The sequence below is a fragment of the Paenibacillus sp. S150 genome (assembly GCF_019352175.1).
In the GTDB taxonomy this organism is placed as follows: domain Bacteria; phylum Bacillota; class Bacilli; order Paenibacillales; family Paenibacillaceae; genus Paenibacillus_AQ.
On the sequence record NZ_JACBYI010000044.1, the window covers coordinates 39,764 to 62,495 of the forward strand.

At 51.9% G+C, this 22,732-nt stretch carries 22 protein-coding genes; all 22 read left to right on the plus strand.

Going from position 1 to position 22,732, the window contains the following annotated elements; all coding sequences use genetic code 11:
* The first annotated feature begins 198 nt into the window (after window positions 1-198).
* Window positions 199-939 (plus strand): vWA domain-containing protein, encoded by a 741-nt coding sequence (locus HYD27_RS26705; RefSeq protein ID WP_219220330.1) that lies wholly within the window; start codon window positions 199-201, stop codon window positions 937-939.
* Entirely contained in the window at window positions 929-1,867 is a 939-nt protein-coding gene (locus tag HYD27_RS26710) for a serine/threonine protein kinase (RefSeq protein WP_220101778.1), read from the plus strand. The genes HYD27_RS26705 and HYD27_RS26710 overlap by 11 nt, the downstream gene beginning before the upstream one ends.
* A 78-nt stretch (window positions 1,868-1,945) precedes the next feature.
* Window positions 1,946-3,388 (plus strand): tRNA lysidine(34) synthetase TilS, encoded by a 1,443-nt coding sequence (tilS, locus tag HYD27_RS26715; RefSeq protein ID WP_219220335.1) that lies wholly within the window; start codon window positions 1,946-1,948, stop codon window positions 3,386-3,388.
* Window positions 3,389-3,433: 45 nt separating this feature from the next.
* Complete coding sequence (gene hpt / locus HYD27_RS26720; protein WP_219220337.1) at window positions 3,434-3,973, plus strand: hypoxanthine phosphoribosyltransferase; 540 nt, start codon at window positions 3,434-3,436, stop codon at window positions 3,971-3,973.
* 109 nt (window positions 3,974-4,082) lie between these two features.
* A complete protein-coding gene (ftsH, locus tag HYD27_RS26725) occupies window positions 4,083-6,137 on the plus strand; it encodes an ATP-dependent zinc metalloprotease FtsH (protein WP_219220339.1) in 2,055 nt (684 codons plus the stop codon).
* Window positions 6,138-6,509: 372 nt separating this feature from the next.
* Window positions 6,510-7,448 (plus strand): quinolinate synthase NadA, encoded by a 939-nt coding sequence (gene nadA, locus HYD27_RS26730; RefSeq protein ID WP_219220341.1) that lies wholly within the window; start codon window positions 6,510-6,512, stop codon window positions 7,446-7,448.
* 39 nt (window positions 7,449-7,487) lie between these two features.
* The gene (gene nadB / locus HYD27_RS26735) at window positions 7,488-9,104 is read left to right on the plus strand and encodes an L-aspartate oxidase (protein ID WP_219220343.1); all 1,617 of its coding nucleotides are present in this window, start codon (window positions 7,488-7,490) and stop codon (window positions 9,102-9,104) included.
* Entirely contained in the window at window positions 9,094-9,969 is an 876-nt protein-coding gene (gene nadC / locus HYD27_RS26740; RefSeq protein ID WP_219220344.1) for a carboxylating nicotinate-nucleotide diphosphorylase, read from the plus strand. The genes nadB and nadC overlap by 11 nt, the downstream gene beginning before the upstream one ends.
* On the plus strand, window positions 9,966-10,733 hold the full coding sequence (locus HYD27_RS26745; protein ID WP_219220346.1) for a type III pantothenate kinase: 768 nt from the start codon (window positions 9,966-9,968) through the stop codon (window positions 10,731-10,733). Before nadC ends, HYD27_RS26745 begins: the two co-directional genes overlap by 4 nt.
* 46 nt (window positions 10,734-10,779) lie before the next feature.
* The gene (gene hslO, locus HYD27_RS26750) at window positions 10,780-11,664 is read left to right on the plus strand and encodes an Hsp33 family molecular chaperone HslO (RefSeq protein ID WP_219220348.1); all 885 of its coding nucleotides are present in this window, start codon (window positions 10,780-10,782) and stop codon (window positions 11,662-11,664) included.
* 9 nt (window positions 11,665-11,673) lie between these two features.
* Window positions 11,674-12,618, plus strand: a complete 945-nt coding sequence (locus HYD27_RS26755) for a peptidylprolyl isomerase (RefSeq protein WP_219220350.1) — start codon at window positions 11,674-11,676, stop codon at window positions 12,616-12,618.
* A gap of 239 nt (window positions 12,619-12,857) precedes the next feature.
* Entirely contained in the window at window positions 12,858-13,796 is a 939-nt protein-coding gene (gene cysK / locus HYD27_RS26760) for a cysteine synthase A (RefSeq protein WP_219220352.1), read from the plus strand.
* 258 nt (window positions 13,797-14,054) lie between these two features.
* Window positions 14,055-15,671: an anthranilate synthase component I family protein gene (locus tag HYD27_RS26765; protein ID WP_228745354.1), complete on the plus strand. Its 1,617-nt coding sequence runs from the start codon at window positions 14,055-14,057 to the stop codon at window positions 15,669-15,671.
* Complete coding sequence (gene pabA / locus HYD27_RS26770; RefSeq protein ID WP_219220356.1) at window positions 15,668-16,249, plus strand: aminodeoxychorismate/anthranilate synthase component II; 582 nt, start codon at window positions 15,668-15,670, stop codon at window positions 16,247-16,249. The genes HYD27_RS26765 and pabA overlap by 4 nt, the downstream gene beginning before the upstream one ends.
* A complete protein-coding gene (locus HYD27_RS26775) occupies window positions 16,246-17,127 on the plus strand; it encodes an aminotransferase class IV (protein WP_219220358.1) in 882 nt (293 codons plus the stop codon). Before pabA ends, HYD27_RS26775 begins: the two co-directional genes overlap by 4 nt.
* The gene (folP, locus tag HYD27_RS26780; RefSeq protein WP_219220362.1) at window positions 17,124-17,981 is read left to right on the plus strand and encodes a dihydropteroate synthase; all 858 of its coding nucleotides are present in this window, start codon (window positions 17,124-17,126) and stop codon (window positions 17,979-17,981) included. Before HYD27_RS26775 ends, folP begins: the two co-directional genes overlap by 4 nt.
* Window positions 17,982-18,028: 47 nt before the next feature.
* A complete protein-coding gene (folB, locus tag HYD27_RS26785) occupies window positions 18,029-18,391 on the plus strand; it encodes a dihydroneopterin aldolase (protein WP_219220364.1) in 363 nt (120 codons plus the stop codon).
* Between the two features lie 10 nt (window positions 18,392-18,401).
* Window positions 18,402-18,953 carry a 2-amino-4-hydroxy-6-hydroxymethyldihydropteridine diphosphokinase gene (gene folK / locus HYD27_RS26790; protein WP_219220366.1) on the plus strand — a complete coding sequence of 184 codons (552 nt, stop codon included), beginning with the start codon at window positions 18,402-18,404 and terminating at the stop codon, window positions 18,951-18,953.
* The gene (locus HYD27_RS26795; protein WP_220101780.1) at window positions 18,920-19,114 is read left to right on the plus strand and encodes a helix-turn-helix domain-containing protein; all 195 of its coding nucleotides are present in this window, start codon (window positions 18,920-18,922) and stop codon (window positions 19,112-19,114) included. Before folK ends, HYD27_RS26795 begins: the two co-directional genes overlap by 34 nt.
* Window positions 19,115-19,163: 49 nt before the next feature.
* Window positions 19,164-20,180: a tRNA dihydrouridine synthase DusB gene (gene dusB / locus HYD27_RS26800; RefSeq protein ID WP_219220370.1), complete on the plus strand. Its 1,017-nt coding sequence runs from the start codon at window positions 19,164-19,166 to the stop codon at window positions 20,178-20,180.
* Between the two features lie 201 nt (window positions 20,181-20,381).
* Window positions 20,382-20,861 (plus strand): transcription elongation factor GreA, encoded by a 480-nt coding sequence (gene greA / locus HYD27_RS26805; RefSeq protein ID WP_219220372.1) that lies wholly within the window; start codon window positions 20,382-20,384, stop codon window positions 20,859-20,861.
* A 160-nt stretch (window positions 20,862-21,021) separates the two neighbouring features.
* A complete protein-coding gene (lysS, locus tag HYD27_RS26810) occupies window positions 21,022-22,539 on the plus strand; it encodes a lysine--tRNA ligase (protein ID WP_219220373.1) in 1,518 nt (505 codons plus the stop codon).
* The last annotated feature ends 193 nt before the right edge of the window (window positions 22,540-22,732 follow it).

Here is a 22,732-nt window from a genome sequence, read left to right on the forward strand (position 1 = left end):
TCAGCGTTCGCCTTTGTCCCGGATTTTCACCTTATGATTCATTCGATAAATCCGGGGATAACAGCGATCGGAAGTCCAAACATTTCTCGTAGCTCCCCTTATTCACAGCTGTTTTTAATCTGAATTCCGCAAAGCGGCGTTTGAAATCTCTCTACCTTGGATATGCTAGAAACATATACAAGGAGGGAGTGATCGGTCATGAAGCAAATCCTGCTTATTACTGACGGTTGTTCGAACGTGGGGGAGAGTCCGGTGATGGCGGCGGCGCATGCCCGCCAGGAAGGCATCACCGTCAATGTGGTTGGTGTAGTGGACTACGGCACGATCGGAGAGCTTGGCAGCCGGGAGATTGAGGATATTGCCAAAGCCGGTGGAGGGCTGAGCCGAATCGTCGGAACACCGCAGCTGGCACAGACGATTCAGATGATGACCCGCAAAACGGTGGTTCAGACAATTCAGCAGGCGGTTAATAAAGAGGTAAAAAAAATACTCGGTGAAGGTTCATTGGAGGAGCTTCCGCCTTTGCAGCGCTCCCAGGTGGTAACGGTTGTAGATGAGCTTACCGAAACCTCGCCGCTGCGCATCGCGCTGCTCATCGACGCCAGCGCAAGCATGAAGCCGAAGCTGGGTGCTGTTGAGGATGCCATCCGCGATCTGGCCCTTAGCCTGGAGGCGCGGGAAGGCAAAAGCGAAATCGCCGTTTTCCATTTCCCCGGACGCTCCAGCAGCGAAGAGGCCATGCTGGATATGGATTGGACACATAACGTGTCAGAGGTCCGCTCGCTGTTCTCCAAGCTGAAAATGCGTGGTGCCACACCTACGGGACCGGCCATTTTCAAGGTGCTTGAGCATTACCGATATGATACACTGGATGAACACCGTGAACGCGGGGACGGCCACGATGAAAAAGAAGGGATGATTGGTGGGTATGTCGTCTAATCCGCCCTATCCTGCCGGCACAGTAATCAGCGGCAAATGGCGGGGTAACCGTTATGTCGTTCAGCGGATGCTGGGAAGAGGAGCGAACGGAACTGTATATCTCGTGCAGCGTGAAGGCAGACGGGAGCGCTATGCGCTCAAGATCGGCAACGATACCCTTGAGCTGCAATCGGAGATCAATGTCCTGACCAGCCTGCAATCCTGCCGGAAGCGCAGCGAGCATCGTGCCCGCCGTGCATCACCCTTGTCCTCCTACTTGCTGGAATCGGATGACTTTAAGGACGGCAACAGCGTGCCATTTTATGTTATGCGCTATGTAGAGGGCCGGCCGCTGCATCATTTTTTGGCCAAAAACGGCGCCTCTTGGCTTGGGCTGGTTGGACTGAAGCTGCTGGAGAAGCTCCGGAACCTGCACGAATGCGGCTTTGTGTTTGGTGATCTGAAGCCTGAGAATGTAATGGTGTCCAATTACGGTGAGGCGGAGCTGATCGATTATGGCGGCGCCAGCCCGCTGGGCCGCAGTGTGAAGCAATTTACCGAATGGCATGACCGCGGATATTGGAATGCGGGCAGCCGTACGGGAGACGAGAATTACGATCTGTTCGCCTTTGCCGTGCTGTGTCTGCGTTTGCTGAATGAAGAAGGCTTGAAGGCCGCCGCCTCACAGCTGCCGCAGACAAGAAGTGCCGACGAACTGCTGAGACTGGCCAGAAATCTGCCCGATAAGAAGCTGTCCTCCTGGCTGTGCCTGGCGCTTAAGGGCGGATTTCCCGGAACTGCGGCCGCAACGGAAGCCTGGAAGATTCATATCTACAATTCAAGAAAATCAGGTAAACAGGCAATGGCTACACCCGGCTGGCTGAAAGGCGCATTTGCCCTGTCCATATTTTTATTGATATTTACTATTTATTACGTGTTCCGATTTTGAAATTATACATATAAATATCGGAAGGACTGGACCGATCAGTCCGGCTCTTGCCAATGACGGAGTAAGAAAGGAAGCCGTATGGAGCAAATGAAGGAACTGGTGGAATCCGTAATGGAGTCTGCAGCCGAGCATGGACTGTGGTCGCCCCATGACACCATTGTAGTCGCAGTTTCCGGGGGGCCGGACTCTGTGGCTCTTTTGCATATTCTGCATGAAATTGCCCTGAACCGGATGCCGCTGACCTTAATATGCGCCCATGTGAATCATGGCTTCAGAGCGGAGTCGGCGGAAGAGGCTGAAGCTGTCCGTGTGCTGGCCGGAAATTTGGGAATTCCCTTTGAGCTGGCGGAATTTGATATTCCTTCCCTCGTTAAGGAGAGCGGCCTAGGGCCGGAGGGCGCAGCACGGCAAAAACGCTATCAGTTTCTCATTGATACGGCGCACCGCTATGCAGCCCGCTCCGTCGCGCTGGCGCACCATGCCGATGATCAGGCCGAAACGGTACTTATGCGGATGCTGCGGGGAAGCGGTCCGTCAGGCCTCGCGGGAATGCGGTGGAAACGCACTCAAAATAAGGTGGAACTGATCCGGCCCTTCCTGCGTATTAACAAAACAGCTCTTGTCGGACTGTGCCGGCAGGAGGGTTTATCATACGCTGAGGATGCCAGCAATTTAACGACAGAGTACAGACGCAATGCAGTCCGGCTGGAGCTGATTCCGGCGCTTGAAGCATATAATCCCAAAGTGAAGCAATCGCTTCTGCAATTGTCCGAAATTGTTCAGGCGGAAGATGAGTTCATGGAAGCGGCTGCGGAAAAATGCTTTGACGAAGTGGTTTTGGTCGATACTGGAAAATGCACCATGCAGAGAGCTTCGTTTGCAGCCGTACCCTCCGCTTTACAACGGCGTTTGATTAAACTAATATTAAATTATCTGTCGGCGGATTCATCGAGCTTGGATTTCCCCAAGATTGAAGCAGTACGCCGGGGAACGCTGCAGGAGCACCCTACGGTATGGAGTTTGAATTTGGGTGGCGGTCTGGTCTGCACGCGGCAATACGATACTATTGTGTTCTTGTCCAAGCCTCCGAAGCAGCAATTAAGTTATACATATCGGCTGTCTTTGCCTCATCCCTGCATTGAGCTTAAGGAGATAGGAAAAGTATTGACGATGTCGGTGCTGGAGAGAGAAAATTTTTCTGTACTGGGGGAGGACTCTGGGAAAATGCTGGCGTGGTTTGACCGCAGCGAGCTGGTTTTGCCACTCACCATTCGTTCCCGATTGCCTGGAGATACCATAAGGGTTATGGGATTAAACGGAAGCAAAAAGGTAAAAGATATTTACATTGACGATAAAATACCTTCTTCCGAACGCTCTGCGATTCCCCTCGTTTGTGATGGTCTGGGCAATATCGTCTGGATTCCGGGCGTAAGGCGCTCGATGCATGCCGCAGTAGGGCGGCACACGGCCTCTGTGCTTCTTTTGACTCTGGAGAATATGGAGAAGAGCGAAGAAGCGTAATGGTCGAAGTAAGTCTTTCATAGTATAACTTAGGAGGTTCGCAAGTTGCAGAACGATATTCAGGAAATCTTGATCAGCGAAGAGGAAATTCAACAAAGAATCAGGGAACTCGGCGCCCAGCTGAGTACGGAATATGCAGGACGCACGCCACTGGTCATCTGTGTGCTAAAAGGCGCGTTTATTTTTATGGCGGATTTGGTTAAAGTGATTACAGTACCTGTTGAAATGGATTTCATGGCTGTTTCCAGCTATGGAGCATCCACGAAGTCTTCAGGCGTAGTCAAAATTATCAAGGATTTGGATGCTTCAGTTGAAGGACGTCATGTTCTGATTGTGGAGGACATCATTGACAGCGGTCTTACGCTCAGCTATTTGATTGAGCTGCTTCAGGGCCGCAACGCGGCGTCAGTTACTGTGGTCACCCTGTTCGACAAACCCGCAGGACGTACGGTCAATCTGGAAGCCGCTTTTACGGGATTTGTGATCCCGGACGAATTCGTAGTAGGTTATGGACTCGATTATGCCGAGCAGTATCGGAATCTCCCTTACGTCGGTGTACTGAAGCCTGAAATTTATTCCAAATGAGCTACTCGACAGCCTTAGATCTACGGATCCGATTCCCGGCCTCTGACAATTTGAGGATTCCGGGCAGGCTATGGTACAATAACTTGAGCGTTGTGAGAGGAGGTAGGGGATGAATCGGTTCATCCGGAATTCTGGTTTTTATTTGATTTTATTTTTAGTCGTGGTGGGCATTGTCCAGTTTGTAAGCAATGGAAATGAATCCGCCGATTTCCCTAGATACGATGAGTTAAGACAGGAGATCAAGAATAACAATGTGAAGAGCATGACGATTCAGTTCGAAGGCAATGCTTTTGCTGTGACCGGCGAATACAAGCAGCAGCCTGATGACGCTAAATCGAAAAATTTCTCCACTTTTGTACCTCCTACAGATGATGCCATCAACGAACTCATAGCTGCCAGTGAGAATAACGGCATAGAGTTGACACAAAAGAAAATGGAGGGTGACAGCATTTGGCTGACGTTCCTCTCTTCCATAATTCCGCTGGTCATCATGTTCATCCTGTTTTTCTTCCTGTTCAATCAGGCGCAGGGCGGCGGCGGCAAGGTTATGAACTTCGGTAAGAGCAAGGCCCGCTTATATAATGAAGAGAAGAAGAAGATCAGCTTCGAGGATGTTGCAGGGGCCGACGAAGAGAAGCAGGAGCTTGTCGAAGTCGTAGAATTCCTGAAGGATCCGCGCAAGTTCGCCGCAGTGGGTGCCCGCATTCCTAAAGGCGTGCTGCTCGTAGGCCCTCCAGGTACAGGTAAAACCCTGCTGGCCCGTGCGGTAGCCGGGGAAGCAGGTGTTCCATTCTTCAGCATTTCCGGTTCCGACTTTGTGGAAATGTTCGTCGGTGTCGGCGCTTCACGTGTGCGTGATTTGTTCGAGAATGCGAAGAAGAATGCCCCATGTATTATCTTTATCGATGAGATCGATGCTGTCGGACGTCAGCGTGGCGCCGGACTTGGCGGCGGACATGACGAACGCGAGCAGACCCTCAACCAATTGCTCGTCGAAATGGACGGCTTTGGCGGCAACGAAGGCATTATTATCGTCGCGGCTACCAACCGAGCAGACATACTTGACCCGGCATTGCTTCGTCCGGGACGCTTTGACCGTCAAATTACGGTGGACCGTCCGGATGTCAAAGGCCGTGAAGCTGTATTGAAGGTTCATTCCCGCAATAAGCCGCTGACGAAGGACGTCAGACTTGACGTTATCGCGAAGCGCACCACCGGTTTTACCGGAGCCGATCTGGAGAACCTGCTGAATGAGGCGGCCTTACTCGCTGCACGCCGCAACCGCAAGGACATTTCCATGCGTGAAGTGGATGAAGCCATTGACCGCGTGATTGTAGGTACAGAGAAGCGCAGCCGTGTCATCAGCGAGCGTGAGAAGCGCATCGTGGCTTACCACGAAGCGGGCCACACCATTGTCGGTTATTTTCTGGAACATGCGGATATGGTTCATAAGGTTACCATTATTCCACGTGGCCGCGCAGGCGGATACGTGATTATGCTTCCAAAAGAAGACCGGATGCTCGTAACCAAGCAGGAATTGCTTGATAAAGTAACCGGACTGCTCGGCGGACGTGTCGCTGAAGAGTTGTTCATCGGCGAGATCGGTACTGGCGCATACAGTGACTTCCAGCAGGCTACGCGGATTGTTCGCAGCATGATTATGGAATACGGTATGAGCGATAAGCTGGGACCAATGCAGTTCGGTACTTCTCAAGGCCAGGTATTCCTGGGCCGGGATATCGGGCATGAACAGAATTACAGCGACTCCATCGCTTACGAAATCGATCAGGAAATGCAGAACTTTATCCGCAGCAGCTACGAACGCTGCAAAGAGCTGCTGACTAAATACTCCAAAGAGATGCACCTGATTGCCGGAACATTGCTGGAGAAGGAAACGCTGGAGCTCGATCAGATCAAAGAGCTGATCGAGCAGGGATACCTGACCGAAGACGGCAAACCGGAGGAAGCTCCAGGTGTTACTAACGAAGAAGGCGAGCCTATCATTGATTCCATCGGTGATGTGCGTGTTCGTATTCAAGGCAAGAACGACGATACCTCATCCACAATCGGTGATTTGTCCAAGGATATTCCGAACAACCCGGATTCTGGGGATGGAAATGGCTCGAATAACGGCGATAAAGATGGCGGCGGAGGCCTGGTCTAGATTATCCGTGAATTAAATGATTAAATTTGCTCCGGAGTACCTTAGGGTTCTCCGGATTTTTTTTAAATATAAGAATTTATATGTTTCACGCTATCTATTATCCTTTTATTTTTGGAGAAACGGGTGCCGCCTCTTTCAGAGGACGGCGAAGCCGTTTCTTCTTATCTTTCCAGGCTTCTCCAGACAGTTTGCTGCCAGCCGGGTTACATTGACAGTGGGGGGAACGTTGTGTACATTAGTGATTAAATATTAAATAATATATTGTTAAGCAATTGCAGCGCCGAGTGGCTGCTGCATACCCGCAAACTCCGGGGAATTTCATAAGAATGTAGCCGGCTTAGAGCCGTGAAGACATAAGGGGGAGAACAGACCGTGGAAGCTCTGGCGCTTGAGCGCAAGCAGGAACAGAATCGTGAACTTCGTGTGCGCCTCGAACAGCTTAAGAAAGAACGGAACGCAATCATTTTAGCTCATTATTATCAGCGTGATGAAATTCAGGAAGTGGCAGATTTCAGGGGAGACTCTTTTTTACTCGCTCAAAAGGCTGCAGAAACCGATGCCGATGTGATCGTATTCTGCGGGGTCCATTTCATGGGGGAAAGCGCCAAAATTCTGGCTCCGAATAAAACCGTCCTTATTCCGGATGAGCGTGCCGGCTGCCCGATGGCTGACATGGTGAACGTGGATGGCTTGCGCAAGCTGAAGGCGCAGCATCCGAACGCCAAAGTGGTCACTTATATCAATTCATCGGCGGAAATTAAGGCGGAAACGGATATTTGCTGTACATCAGCCAATGCGGTGAAGGTTATTGAGTCACTCGATGCGGAAGAGATTATCTGGGTGCCTGACAAAAACCTGGGCCAATACGTTCAGGACCAGACCGGCAAAAAGCTGATTATTTGGGAGGGCTATTGCAATACTCATGATATGCTCACTGTCAAAGACGTAATTGAAATGAGAGCCAAATATCCGGAAGCTGAATTTGTTGTACATCCGGAATGCCGTCCTGAGGTAGTTGCCATGGGCGATTATGTAGGCAGCACTACATCCATTATTGATTATTGCAAGAAATCCGGCCGCAAGCAGTTCATAGTCGGAACAGAAGATGGAACCGGCTACCAGCTCCGCAAGGACAGTCCGGATAAAGAATTCTATTTTGCCACCAAATTTCTCGTTTGTCCTAATATGAAAGTAAATAATCTCAAAAAACTGGTCAAATGCCTGGAGACGATGAAGCCGCAGATTTATGTGCCTCCTGCTGTCGCCGACAAAGCCAGAACATCCCTAGAGCGCATGCTACAAGTCCGGTAGCATGCGCTACTCTTTCGTTGAAACAGGTGAGAAACAGTCATGATTCCACAATATTTGGTTGATTTCGACCTTAGCGAGCTTCCAACAATACAAACAGATTGTATTGTTATCGGTTCAGGCATTGCCGGTTTGTTCACAGCGATCAAAGCCAGTGAAGACCGGAAAGTGATTATGATAACCAAAAAAACACTGATGGAGAGCAATACCCGCTATGCGCAGGGCGGCATCGCTGCTGTATTTGCCGACGATGATTCGCCGGCGTACCATCGCCAGGACACACTGATGGCCGGAGCGGGTCTCAACTCTTCGGCTGCGGTTGATGTGCTTGTAAATGAGGGACCGGAAGGGGTTCGTGAGTTAATCCGCCTGGGGACGCTTTTCGATAAGGAAAATGGGGTTCTTGCCCTGACGCAGGAAGCTGCCCACAGCCACAGGCGGATATTGCATGCCCATGGGGATGCGACAGGTTATGAAATTGTACGCGCTTTGGCGGAGCAGGTGGCGGAGCATAAGAATATTGAGGTTTGGGATGATCATTTTGTGATTGATCTTATCACCGATGGCGGAGAATGTGCAGGTGCGCTGGTACAGCGCCCCGGCGGCGGCCGTTTGTTCGTCCAGGCGGATGCGACCATATTGTGCTCCGGGGGAGCCGGGCAGTTATACCGCTACACCACCAACCCCGAGGTGGCAACCGGTGATGGCGTAGCTATTGCTTACCGGGCCGGTGCGCATATTCGGGATATGGAATTTATCCAGTTTCACCCGACAGCGCTCAGCTATCCGGGAGCACCCCGGTTTCTAATTTCTGAAGCTGTGCGCGGTGAAGGCGCTGTGCTGCGCAATATCAACGGCGAGCGGTTCATGGAACGCTATCATGAGCTGCTGGAGCTTGCCCCGCGTGATATCGTAGCCCGTGCCATCGTCAGTGAAATGGAGCTGACCAAATCGACCTTTGTATACCTCGATATTACACATGAGTCGGCTGATATGGTCAGACATCGTTTCCCGACCATTTATGAGACCTGCATGGGCTATGGACTGGATATTACAAGTGATTGGATTCCAGTGGCTCCGGCTGCGCATTATATGATGGGGGGCATCAAAACCGATCTCAATGGGGAAAGCAATATCGCCCGGCTGTTTGCCTGTGGCGAAGTATCCTCTACCGGGGTACAGGGAGCCAATCGGTTGGCCAGTAACTCCCTGTCTGAGGCTATTGTCTTCGGGCGGCGCATTATTGAACGAGTCCGTCAGCTGCCGCCGCGTGAGCACGGCGTCATTGCGGCAGGCTGCCGGGAAGGGCGGGCAGAATCGCCGACACAGGCCATTGTGGAGCGGCGCCTCAAGCTGCAAAAGGTAATGGTGCGTTACGCCGGACTGCGGCGGAATGAAGAAATGCTGTCCAAGGGATTGGATGAATTGAAGCGTCAGCTGCCTATTTTCCATTCGGCTCTGACCAAACGCGAGGAATACGAGTTCGCCAATATGCTGACTTGCTGTCTGTTGATTACCGAATCGGCCTTGGCCCGCCATGAGAGCCGCGGTGCGCATTACCGTGAGGATTACCCGCAGCGCAATGATGCCCAGTGGCAGAAGCATCTGCTGCAGATCCGCGAACTGGGAATAGTGGAGGAATTAAGCGATGATGTTTAACGGTTACAATGAAGAACTGGTGCAAATGATTAAAGGCTGGCTGCATGAGGATGTCGGCTCCGGCGATATCACCACCCGCACTACGATTCCTGCCGGGCATGAATCCAAGGGGATTATCCATGCCAAAGAGGCTGGTATTGTCTGCGGCCTTCCAGTGGCCGAGCTGGTATTCGAGGTAGTAGATCCCTCTCTTATGTTTACAGCCCTCGTACAAGAGGGTCAGGCTATTACAGAAGGAACTGTTATTGCTGAGGTGGAGGGCAGCACCCATGCAATTCTCACCGGAGAACGTCTGGCGCTTAATTTGATGCAGCGTTTATCGGGCGTGGCTACCCGCACGAATTCTTTTGTGCAGCAGCTCGAGGGATTGCCTTCCCGGCTGGTCGATACGCGCAAGACAACTCCGGGCCACCGGATGCTGGAGAAATATGCCGTCCGTATCGGCGGCGGGGCCAATCACCGGTTCGGCCTGTATGATGCCGTAATGATTAAGGATAACCATATTAAGGGAGCCGGAGGGATTCGTCAGGCCGTCGGACGGGCACGGGCAAACATTCCGCATACGATGACAATTGAAGTGGAGACTGAGAGCCTGGAGCAGGTGGAGGAAGCGCTTGCGGCAGGGGCCGATATCATTATGCTGGACAATATGTCGCCTGACCTGATGGCTGAAGCGGTTAGACGAATCAAGGCCAAAGCGCCTCATGTCAAAACCGAAGCCTCCGGCAACGTATCTCTGGAAACTGTGCGCCGGATTGCTGAATCCGGCGTAGATGTGATTTCTGTGGGCCGGCTCACCTATTCCTTCTCCAGTCTGGATATCAGTCTGGACCTGAATGCGAAGAAAGAGGGGCCCTTCTCATGATGCTTGCTGTGGATATCGGCAATACCAATATCGTCCTGGGGGTTTACCGGGGGCGGGAGCTTATGCATCATTTCCGGCTTAGCACCAACCGGCAGTCTACTGCTGATGAGTACGGCGTGCTGATTCATAATTTGTTCCACATGTCGAATGTATCGGTGAAGGATGTGGAAGGAGTTATTATCTCCTCGGTCGTTCCGCCGCTTGTGCAGGTGATTGTAGAGATGTGCGTGAAATATATCGGCAAGGAGCCGCTGCTTGTCGGCCCCGGCATTAAGACCGGGCTTAATCTGCGGTATGAGAATCCACGCGAGATCGGCGCTGACCGGATTGTGAATGCGGTTGCTGCAATTGAACAATATAAATGTCCGCTGGTCGTCGTTGATTTTGGAACGGCGACTACGTTTGATTGCATTGATGCCGGTGCCAATTACCTTGGTGGTGCGATTGTACCGGGACTCGGCATTTCTACAGAAGCCTTGTATCAGCGTGCTTCCAAGCTGCCGCGGATAGAGCTGGAGAAGCCGAAGAAGGTCATCGGACGCAATACCGTTCACGCCATGCAGGCCGGGATCATTTTTGGCTATGCGGGGCAGGTCGAGGGAATTGTAAGGCGTATTAAGCTGGAGATGAATGCACCGTTCCTTAAGGTAATTGCTACCGGAGGGCTCGCGGCACTCATTGCCGGTGAAACGGAATGTATTGATGAGGTCAATCCGATGCTGACGCTGGAAGGCTTGCGTATTATTTACGATCGCAACAAATAAAGATTATAGAAGCCTAAGGGCAAGCGACAGGAGGAGCATGCACCCAATGGATAATAAGAAGGATCGGCTGGTTCGGGGAACAGCGATGAACGGCAAAGTAAGAGCTTTTGCAATCCGTACCACAGTGCTTGTTGACGAATTGCGGCGGAGGCATGATACATATCCAACAGCAACGGCAGCACTGGGGCGTACAGTCACCTGCGCTGCTATGATGGGCGCCATGCTCAAGGGCAAGGAGAAGCTGGCAATTATGGTCAAGGGCAACGGGCCGCTCGGACAGATTACAGCAGAATCCAATGCGCTTGGAGAAGTGCGCGGTTATGTGCAGAATCCGCATGTGCATCTGCCCAGCAATAGCCTTGGCAAGCTGGATGTCGCGGGAGCAGTGGGAAGAGAAGGGTCCATAGATATCAGTAAGGACCTGGGCATGAAGGAGCCTTACCGGGGCAGTGTGCCGATTGTTTCGGGAGAGCTTGGGGAGGATTTCACATATTACTTTGCTGTATCAGAGCAAACTCCGGCTGCAGTAGGGCTTGGAGTATTGGTCGAAACGGATAACTCTGTAAAGGTTGCCGGCGGGTTCATTGTGCAGCTTCTTCCGGGTCTTACCGATGATGAAATTACGGAGATTGAACGGGCAGTAGGTGCAATGCCGTCGGTTACCGCCGTGCTGGACCAGGGCCTTGAACCCGAAGAAATGCTCCGCTGGCTGCTTCCTGATGTGATTATTTTGGACGAACTCGATATTAATTTTGTCTGTCAATGCTCCCGTGAACGCGTAGAGCAAACTTTGGTCAGTCTGGGCCAGCATGAGCTGGAGCGGCTGATTGAAGAAGATGACCAGGCTGAAGTGGTATGTCATTTTTGCAACGAGGCTTATGTATTTAATAAGGATGAATTGCAGGTTATCCTGGATCAAGCGAAATCGTAGGGCTATGGGATGATGACAAGACAGGAGCGCGTGCTGCGCAATGCCGTTATTTTACTGGCGATCGCAACATTAATGCTCGGGGGGCTGTTGTTCTGGAGTCTCCGGGCTATGGCCATACTCAAGGGAGAAGCTGCAGAGGGGGAGTCCTCGGATATTGCCAGGGCGGGAGATCAGCCGGTAACCGACCGGCAATGGATGGATGAGCTCAAAAAAAAGCATGGCGATGAAGTTCTGTTGGGAATGCTTAATCATATTGTGGTCGGCAAAGAGGCCAAAGCTTTGGGCATTACGGTAACAGAAAATGAGATTGAAAAGGAACTGCAGCGCAGTATGGCCGGTTATAGCTCGGAACAGCAGTATTATGAACAGATGGAGTCAGAGCTGGGGCTTTCCCGTAAGGAAGTACGCGAGGAGGCGGCTTACCGGCTCATGCTGCAGGCAGTGGCTACAGCGGGCATTACCATTAGCGAGAGCGAAATCGATGATTATTTGGCGCAGAATGCCGGGCGCTTCACGCCCAAGAAAGAAATGCAGCTCTCCATGATTAAGGTAGCGACTTACGACGAAGCAGAGAAGGTAATGACCCGGCTGGAACAGGGTGAAGAGTTCGCAGTGCTGGCCAAGGAGCTGTCTATTGACGAGGAGAGCCGCCTGCATGGAGGCAGTATCGGGCTGGTGGAAGAGGATGATCCCTTCTGGCCGGAAGAGCTCCTGCTGACGGCAGCCGGCCTGGAGGCGGGGGACATCGCTGGTCCGCTGTACGATGGGGATGCATATGCGGTTATCCGGCTGGAGAAGGCCATTCTGCCCAGGGAACAGAATCAAGCAGAAATCAGGCAGCAGGTCCGGGAAGAGCTTGCGCTGGAGCAGGCTCCTCCGCTGCAGCAGGTGGAAAGCGATTTGCGAGCAAAATATGATACAGCAATATATATTGACAACAGCCTGCAAGATTGATAATATGAAATTAAATGTAAAACCTACTGATTTAGTCGGAAATAACAGGCGGCGGACGCTCTGTTCTTCCGCCATACAGCGCTGTAACTTGGCGCTGCGGTGTTGAATATCCTGGTGCTGACCTATCGTCTCCTTGGGAGGATAAGCCGTTTTTACTATTACACCCGGAATTACACGCTGAAGACTATTGTCACAAGTTACGCACTTATTCATTTATCATTCCAAGGAGGTTTTTGCTCATGGCTAAAGTTGTCAACAGTGTAACAGATTTGATTGGGGGCACACCGCTCGTTCGTCTCAACCGGGTGGTTCCTGAAGGTTCCGCGGAGATCTATCTGAAGCTGGAATATCAAAACCCGGGCTCCAGCGTAAAGGACCGTATCGCCATCAGCATCGTGGAAGAGGCTGAGAAGGAAGGGCTGTTGAAGCCAGGCGGTACAATTGTAGAAGCAACCAGCGGCAACACAGGTATTGGCCTGGCACTTGTCGCTGCAGCCAAAGGGTACAAGGCTGTTATTGTTATGCCGGAAACGATGAGCCTTGAGCGGCGCAATCTGCTGCGTGCTTACGGTGCAGAACTGGTGCTTACTCCTGGATCGGAAGGTATGAATGGTGCGGTTAAGAAGGCTGAACAAATTCTGAGTGAGAACCCTGACTATTTCCTGGCCGAGCAATTCAAGAATAAGGCGAACGTGAAAATTCACCGCGAAACCACTGGTCCGGAAATTGTTGAAGCCATCGAGTCCATCGGTGGACCGCTGGACGCTTTTATTGCCGGAGTAGGTACTGGCGGAACAATCACAGGTGCCGGCGAGGTTCTGAAGAGCAAATATCCTGATGTGAAGATCTATGCGGTAGAACCTGCGGCATCGCCGATTCTGGCCGGCGGCAAGCCGGGTCCCCACAAGATTCAAGGAATCGGCGCTAACTTCATCCCTGATATCCTGAATCAGGATGTGTACGATGAAATCATCCATGTAGAGAACGACGAAGCATTTGAAACCGCACGCCGTGTAGCGAAGGAAGAAGGCGTCCTGTCCGGTATTTCTTCCGGTGCTGCCGTATTCGCTGCGCTCAAAGTGGCCAAAGAGCTGGGAGCCGGCAAAAAGATTGTTGTAATTATCCCAAGTAACGGCGAACGTTATCTGAGTACTCCACTCTACAATTTCGAAGTGTAATTGCTGATACAGCATATCCAAAGAGCCTTCCTATTCGCTTCCATAGCGATTGGGAAGGCTCTTTTTTTTGAATCCCAATCATTCAGGCTTTTCAAAGCAGGCCAAAGTACAGTATACTGACAGGCAATAAAGCGAATAGATGACTGGATGCTTTGCAAGCACAGGCTATACAAAACTAAAAGCAGATGCTTCCGAAGCGAGTTTTGTACGAAGCAAGTTCAAGCAGCAAAGCTATACAAAACTTTTAGGAGGCTGGCTTTGGAAATCATTACAGCGTGGCAGGATTGGGAGCAATGGGCGCAGGAAGAGTGGAGCCTTCTTCCCCTTATTATACAATCACGTCAGGATAAGGGAGGTTTGCCCGCCTCCTGGATGAAGGCCTGGGAGCTGGCCTCCCCCTACTCAGTAGTGCTGGAGAGCGGTAAAGGCGGCCGTTACACGTACCTGGGCTTGAAGCCGGCTTCTGTACTGCAAGGAAAAGAGGGAGCGGCTGAGGTATGCAGTTTATCCTCAGATGCTGCCAGTACAGCTGAGCCCGGATTCCACTCCGTGCTGGAGGGCCGGCCTTTGGAGGTATTGGAGGGCTGGATGAAGAATTTCACTTCGCCGCGTGTGGAATCCTTCGCGCTTCCTCCTTTTATAGGTGGCTGCATCGGGTTTCTCAGCTATGATGTAGCCCGCTCTCTGGAGAAGCTGCCTGTCTTGGCTAAGGATGATCCCGGGTTTCCCGATTACCTCTTCATGAGGCTGGAAGAGCTGTGGATCTATGATCATCAGAAGGAGATGCTTTACTGCACTGTACATGTTCCTGTTCCGGCTGAGAAACGATTTGGCTCCGCTGGACTGAAAGAGCTGTATCAAGAGGCTGTTCGGCGCGCTGAGGGGATGCTGGAGCAGTGGCGGCTTATCTCTGCCGCTCCCGGGATTTCTGCTGACATTGCTGGAAAAGCTGCCGAGGCTGCAGTAATCGAGACCCATGCGGGTGCCTCGGGCGAATGGCCGGGTATGACATCGGCCTTCTCGCCTGAGCAATTTCAGCAGGCGGTGCGGGAGGTCCAGGAATATATCCGTCAAGGGGATGTATTCCAGGTGAACCTCTCGCTGCGCCAGGAGGCGCAGCTGAAATCCTCGCCTGAGGATGTTTATGAATGGCTGCGCAAGCTCAACCCGTCCCCGTACATGGGGCTGCTGCGCTCGCCCGGCTTCACCCTCGCCAGCGCTTCGCCCGAGCTGCTCGTCAGGCTGCACGGGGACAAGGTCAGCGCCCGCCCCATTGCCGGTACCCGGCGCCGGGGCCTGACTCCCGCGGAGGACGCCGCCATGGAGGCGGAGCTGCGCGGGAGTCAGAAGGAGATCGCCGAGCATATTATGCTTGTCGATCTGGAGAGGAGCGACATCGGCCGTGTCGCTGCGTATGGATCGGTCCGCGTGCCGGAGCTGCTGACCGTGGAGCGATACTCGCATGTAATGCATCTCGTCTCGCAGGTGGAAGGCATGGCCGCACCCGGAAAGGGTGCTTACGATGTCATAGCCGCCTTATTCCCCGGCGGCACGATCACCGGCGCGCCCAAGGTGCGCACGATGGAGATCATCGAGGAGCTGGAGCCGGTACGGCGAGGTCCATATACTGGATCGATGGGCTGGATTGACTATAACGGCAATATGGAATTAAATATTATTATACGGACACTGGCGGTGAAGGACGGAGCAGGCTACATTCAGACGGGGGCGGGCATCGTAATTGATTCTGACCCGTACCGTGAATACCGGGAATGCCATAATAAAGCCAAGGCCGTGGTGAAGGCAGTTCTCTGCAGCCAACACCAGCAGGAAACGAGAGCCACCGGCGGCGCCGAAGGAGGAGCAATAGTATGATCTTGGTTATCGATAATTATGATTCCTTTACGTACAACCTGGTGCAGTATCTGGGGGAGCTTGGGGAAGAGGTTAAGGTATCCCGCAACGATGAGATTACCATTCAGGAGATTGAGGCGCTCGCACCGGACCATATTCTGATTTCACCGGGACCCTGCACGCCGAATGAAGCGGGCATCAGCCTTGAGCTGCTGCAGCATTTCAAGGGTGTCATTCCGATGTTTGGCGTCTGTCTGGGCCATCAGGCCATTGGACAGGCTTTCGGCGGCAACGTCATTCGCGCAGAACGTCTGATGCATGGCAAAACCTCGCCGATTCACCACAACGGCACCTCGGTATTTGAAGGCTTGGAATCTCCATTTACCGCTACCCGCTATCACTCCCTGATCGTGGAACGGGACACTCTGCCTGACTGCCTGGAGATTACGGCGGAAACGGCGGAAGGCGAGATTATGGCCTTGCGCCACCGGGACTACCCGATAGAAGGCGTGCAATTCCATCCTGAATCGATAATTACGGATCATGGGCATACCATGCTGCGCAATTTCCTGAAACGGAGAGCCGGGGAACCGGTATGAATTATATTGGATTCAACAACAGAGCAGTTGATGCCAAAGACGCCGTGATTTCCGCTCTGGATCACGGCTTTTTGTACGGCATGGGTCTCTTTGAGACTTTTCGAACCTATAAGGGCGAACCCTTCCTGCTGCAGCGGCACCTGGGCAGATTGGCGGAGGGCTGCAGGCAGCTTGGAATCCCTTTTGAAGGAGATGCGGCCCGGCTGCGTGACTGGATTAGGCATGTAATGGACAAAAATGAATTAAAGGACGCCTATATCCGCTATACCGTAACCGCCGGAGAAGATATTCTGGGCTTGCCGGCGGGAGAGTACAGCCAGCCTAATCAGTTGCTCTACATGAAGGAGCTTCCGCATCTGTCTGACACCCTCTACCGGGAAGGCAAAGGGCTGCAGCTGCTGAACCTGCCGCGCAATACACCGGAGGGCCCGGTACGGTTGAAGTCGCTGCATTACATGAATAATATACTTGCGAAACGTGAATTAGCAGGCTACCCTTCAGCCGCAGATGGGGCGGAAGGATTGATGCTGACAGCGCAGGGCGAAATTGCCGAAGGCATTGTCAGCAATATTTTTTTCATCAAAAACAATGTACTCCACACACCTGCAATAGCCGCGGGCATCCTACCGGGAATTACCCGGGAAATGGTGCTTGAGCTGGCACATGCCTCTGGACTGCAAACGGAAGAAGGCTTGTATCAGTGGGGGCAGCTTGCAGAGGCGGATGAGATTTTTTTTACCAATTCGGTGCAGGAGATCGTTCCGGTTACAATGCTATGGCGTGCGAATGAGCGACTGATTGTAAGCGGCGGACGCTGCGGGAGACTTACGGCGCTATTGCTGGAATTATATAGAGAAAGGACGGGATTGGCAGAATGAGACCCTTTATATATAGACGGAGCTACCGTCTGGGTGCGGCTGAACTGATACTAGGTGAACGAACGCTGATTATGGGTATTCTGAATGTGACCCCGGATTCTTTTTCCGATGGCGGGCTGTGGGAAGAACCGGAGCGGGCTGTAGAGCATGCCCTGCAAATGGCGGCAGAAGGTGCCGATATTATTGATATTGGCGGTGAATCGACACGTCCCGGCCATCTGCCGGTAAGTCTGGAAGAAGAATTGTCCCGTGTGCTGCCGGTCATTGAGAGCATTCACCGGGCCGCTCCACACCTGCCTTTGTCCATCGACACGTATAAGGCGGAAGTAGCCCGTCAGGCTACCCGGGCAGGCGCTCACATTATCAATGATGTCTGGGGCGCCAAAGCAGACCCCAATATGGCGGCTGTAGCTGCGGGGGCAGATTGTCCGATTATTTTGATGCATAACCGTCATGAACGCCATTATCAGGATTTGACCGCTGACATGTCTGCCGACCTTACTGAAAGTGTGAAGCTGGCGCTGGCCGCAGGCGTGAAGCCCGAGAATATAATTCTTGACCCCGGCATCGGATTCGCCAAGGATTACACGGAGAATCTTCAGGCAATGATCAATTTGGATCGGCTGGCGGAGCTTGGCTACCCGCTGCTGCTGGCCACCTCGCGCAAAAAATTCATACGCACCGTGCTCGGTCTCCCGCCGGATGATGTGGTTGAGGGCACTGCCGCTACCGTGGCGTTCGGAATTGCCCAGGGCTGCCAGATTGTGCGGGTGCATGATGTAGCCAGTATAAAACGCACTGTGCGGATGTGCGATGCCATGCTCTATGCCTCATCGCCGCCCGTGCGTGATTAAAATCCGATTGAAGACAGAATAATGGAGAAGAAGGCAGGTAGCCCCTTATGGATAAAATGACACTGCACCGCATGGAATACTATGGATATCACGGAGTATTTGAGGAGGAGCGCAAGCTGGGCCAGCGTTTTTATATTGACCTGGAGCTTGAGCTTGATCTGCAGGGTGCCGGCCAAAGTGATGATCTTGCGCTGACCGTGAATTATGCCGAAGTGCACTTCCTCGTCAAAGAAATTGTCGAAACAAAGTCATTTAAACTCATCGAAGCTTTGGGTGAACATATTGCATCCTCGGTACTTGACACTTATACTGTTATCAATGCAGTAACGGTGAAGGTGACCAAGCCGCATCCGCCGTTCGACATTCATTTTCAGGGAGTGACCGTAGAACTGCACAGAACCAGAAAGTGAGACCTTGTTAATGACCATACCTTCTACCTCTGAGGCATCAGAGGCTTATATTGCTTTAGGGGCAAATTTGGGCGACCGTGAGGAAACGCTGAAAGAAGCCCTGAACAGGCTGAACCGGCATGCGGGGATTGAAGTGGTCCGCTGCTCAAGTGTATACGAAACCGAGCCTGTCGGTTATTTGGACCAGCCGCCCTTTCTGAATATGGCGGCAGCCCTCCGTACAACACTTGCACCGGAAGAGCTGCTTCATGAGATGCTCGATATTGAAAGCCGACTGGGCCGTATCCGGGATGTCCGCTATGGACCGAGAACGTTGGATTTGGATTTGTTATGGGTGGAGAATCAGCGCCTCAATACGCCGGATTTAACACTGCCGCATCCGCGGATGCTGGAGCGGGCATTTGTGCTTATCCCACTGAGTGAGGTTGTTCCGCAGAGTGAAGAGTCTTCCGGACTCCGGCAGATTATTACAGAAGCGCTACAAGATATAGACGGAAGGGAAGGAATTTGCTTGTGGACAACAAACGTATGGGACGGCGGGTCAGAGCATTCCGAAAGCTGAAGGGGTACACTCAGCAGGAGCTGGCGGATTCTGTCGGAATATCCTTAGCTGTGCTGGGCGCAGTGGAGAGGGGAAACAGACGTTTGGAAGATCAAATTTTAAATAAAATTGCGGACGTTCTTGGAGTTTCTGCCGACGAATTGGCCAATCCCTCTATCTGAGAGGACGTTATCATAGATCCGACAGATCAAATCAAGGAAGTGAAGAAATATGCTGAAGATTGGCGGCATTGAGATGAAAAACCAGGTTGTGCTGGCACCTATGGCCGGCGTGTGCAATCCTGCGTTTCGTCTGATCGCAAAGGAATTTGGAACCGGGCTGGTCTGCGCCGAAATGGTCAGCGACAAGGCGATACTGCACGGCAATCCGCGTACGAGGGAAATGCTGTTTGTAGATGAACGGGAGAAACCGCTGAGTTTGCAGATTTTTGGCGGCGACCGAAAGTCCCTGGTTGAAGCGGCCAAGGTCGTTGATAAAGAGACAAATGCTGATATTATCGACATTAATATGGGCTGTCCGGTACCCAAGGTGACCAAATGCGACGCGGGTGCGCGCTGGCTGCTGAATCCCGACAAAATCTACGAGATGGTGTCCGCAGTCGTTGACGCCGTGGATAAGCCGGTAACCGTAAAAATGCGGATTGGCTGGGACAGCGAGCATATTTTTGTCGAAGACAATGCGCGTGCCGTCGAGCGTGCCGGAGGCCAGGCAGTGAGCGTGCACGGCCGGACCCGTGAGCAGCTTTATACCGGTCATGCCGATTGGAAATACATCCGTATGGCCAAAGAAGCGGTTTCGATCCCGGTTATCGGCAACGGGGATGTGAATACACCCGAGGATGCTCGGGCTATGCTGGATCAGACCGGCTGTGACGGTGTAATGATCGGACGCGGCGCTTTGGGCAATCCATGGATGCTGTACCGTACAGTCCAATACCTGAACACCGGCGAGCTGATGCCTGAACCGGCTGCTGCAGAGAAAATCAAAGTGGCCATTCTTCATATGGACCGCCTGATTAGCCTGAAGGGCGAAGCGGTGGCTGTTCGCGAAATGCGCAAGCATTTGGCCTGGTATTTGAAGGGGATGAAAGCGGCAGCCCGCGTGAAGGACATCATTATGGAAGAAACCAGGCGTGATGAAATGGTGCGGATCTTGAACGATTTTGTCATACAGCTTAAGGAAGAAGAAGAACAGGAGGGTCTGAATTCCCCGCTTTCAGCGGTTTAAAACCTGAATTTTCTGTCTTTTTGATAAACACTCGAACATTATATGGGGCATCATTGACATTTTGTAGCGGTTCCAATATAATTTCACAGTATAAAATCGCCGTTACAGCAGTGGCAATGCAGAAGGAGGGTTCTGATCCCTCCAGATTCGCATATAGTATGGTGTTTTCAATAAATGTATACGACAGGAGAATCGGTTGAGATGAGCGATAAAGAAGTCATCCTTACACCGGACGGACTTAAGCGTCTGGAAGAAGAACTGGAGACCCTCAAATCCGTGAAACGCCGCGAGGTAGCTGAACGGATTAAAGTGGCAATCGGCTACGGGGATATCAGCGAGAACTCGGAGTATGAAGATGCGAAGAACGAGCAGGCTTTCATTGAAGGACGCATTATCACTTTGGAAAAAATGCTCCGTAATGCCCGCATCATAAACAGCGACGAGATCGTTACCGATGTGGTAAGCATTGGGGTCACCGTAAGCGTCGAGGACTTGGAATACGGCGACGTCATGGAATATACAATTGTCGGCACCGCTGAATCCGACCCGCTAAACAATAAGATCTCGAACGAAAGTCCGGTAGGCCGGGCGATTATCGGCAAGAAAATTGGTACTGTTGTAGATGTTACTGTTCCTGCAGGCGTCATTCAATATAAAATTCTTGATATTAGAATGAAGTAATAGGTACCAATAAGGAATAAGTCTAGAAAGCTTCCTTAGGGAAGCTTTTTTCAAAACACATACAGCTTATATTTGTACGGGAACGGACTGTCCTCTTGCATGGGGGCGGAGCCGTTTCTTCTTGTGTATATGACAGAGTGAGTAAGAGAGGATGAAAGACATGACTGAGGAAATGAATACTGTCGAGAACACGGAGAAAGAGCTTAGTGAGCTTTTGACAATCCGCCGCGGCAAATTGGACGAGCTTCGCGCACTGGGAATTGATCCGTTTGGCAAAAAGTATGAGCGTACGGCAGGTGCCGGAGATATTATGTCCAAGTACGATGGACAAACGAAAGAGGAACTGGACGAGCTGAACCTGGAGGTCAGCATTGCCGGCCGTATTATGGCTAAGCGTGTAATGGGAAAGGCCAGTTTTGCCCATATTCAGGACCTTAGCGGCAAAATCCAAATCTATGTTCGCCAGGACAGCATTTCTGAAGCGCAGTATGCGGCATTTACCGTTCTCGATCTGGGGGATATTATTGGCGTCCGCGGCACAGTGTTCAAAACCAGAACCGGTGAGACCTCTATTAAGGTGCATAACCTTGAGGTTCTTTCCAAATCCCTGCTTCCGCTTCCCGAGAAATATCACGGTCTGAAGGATGTAGAGCTGCGCTACCGCCAGCGTTATGTGGACCTGATTATCAACCCTGAAGTTCAGCAGACCTTCATTACCCGTTCACGGATCATTCAGTCGATGCGCCGTTATCTGGATTCGCTCGGATATCTGGAGGTGGAAACTCCAACGCTGCATGCCATTGCCGGTGGAGCCGCCGCCCGTCCGTTCATCACTCATCACAATACACTCGATATGCAGCTGTATATGCGCATTGCCATTGAGCTGCACCTGAAGCGTCTGATCGTTGGCGGTTTGGAAAAGGTATACGAAATCGGCCGCGTGTACCGCAACGAAGGCATTTCGACGCGTCACAACCCGGAATTTACAATGATTGAGCTGTACGAAGCATATGCCGACTACAAAGACATTATGCACTTAACCGAGAGCATGATCGCTCATATCGCTCAAGAAGTGCTGGGTACACAAAAGATTAACTATCAAGGCCAGGAAGTGGACCTGACGCCGCAGTGGCGCCGTGTGACCATGGTGGATGCTGTCAAAGAAGTGACAGGTGTCGACTTTGGTGTTCATATGACGGATGAAGAGGCCCAGCGTCTGGCGAAGGAACATCATGTTGCGGTTGAGAAACACATGACCTTTGGACATATCCTGAATGCGTTCTTTGAGCAATTTGTAGAAGAAACTTTGATTCAGCCGACCTTTGTTACCGGACATCCGGTTGAAATCTCTCCACTCGCCAAAAAGAATGATCTTGACCCCCGTTTTACAGACCGCTTCGAGCTGTTTATCGTGGCCCGTGAGCATGCCAATGCCTTCAGCGAGCTGAATGATCCAATTGATCAGCGCCAGCGGTTTGAAGCGCAGATTCAGGAAAAAGAAAAAGGCAATGATGAAGCGCATGAAATGGATGATGATTTCATCCGCGCTCTGGAATACGGCATGCCGCCTACTGGCGGATTGGGAATCGGTGTGGACCGTCTGATTATGCTGCTAACCAACGCAGCATCCATTCGCGATGTACTGCTGTTCCCGCACATGCGCAGCCGCACTGAGTAATTACTAATGCTCTTACCATGATCCTGAGGGCAGCTGCGAGGATGCGGTTTCCCTTGGGGTTGTGATTATTCAAAAATAATGCTTGCAATGAATTACGGTGCATGATATATTCATGTTCCGGCCATGAAAGGTTAACGCCTAGCCCGATGTGTAACTGAAAAAAGTGCTTGCTTTAATCGGCCGAACGTGATAT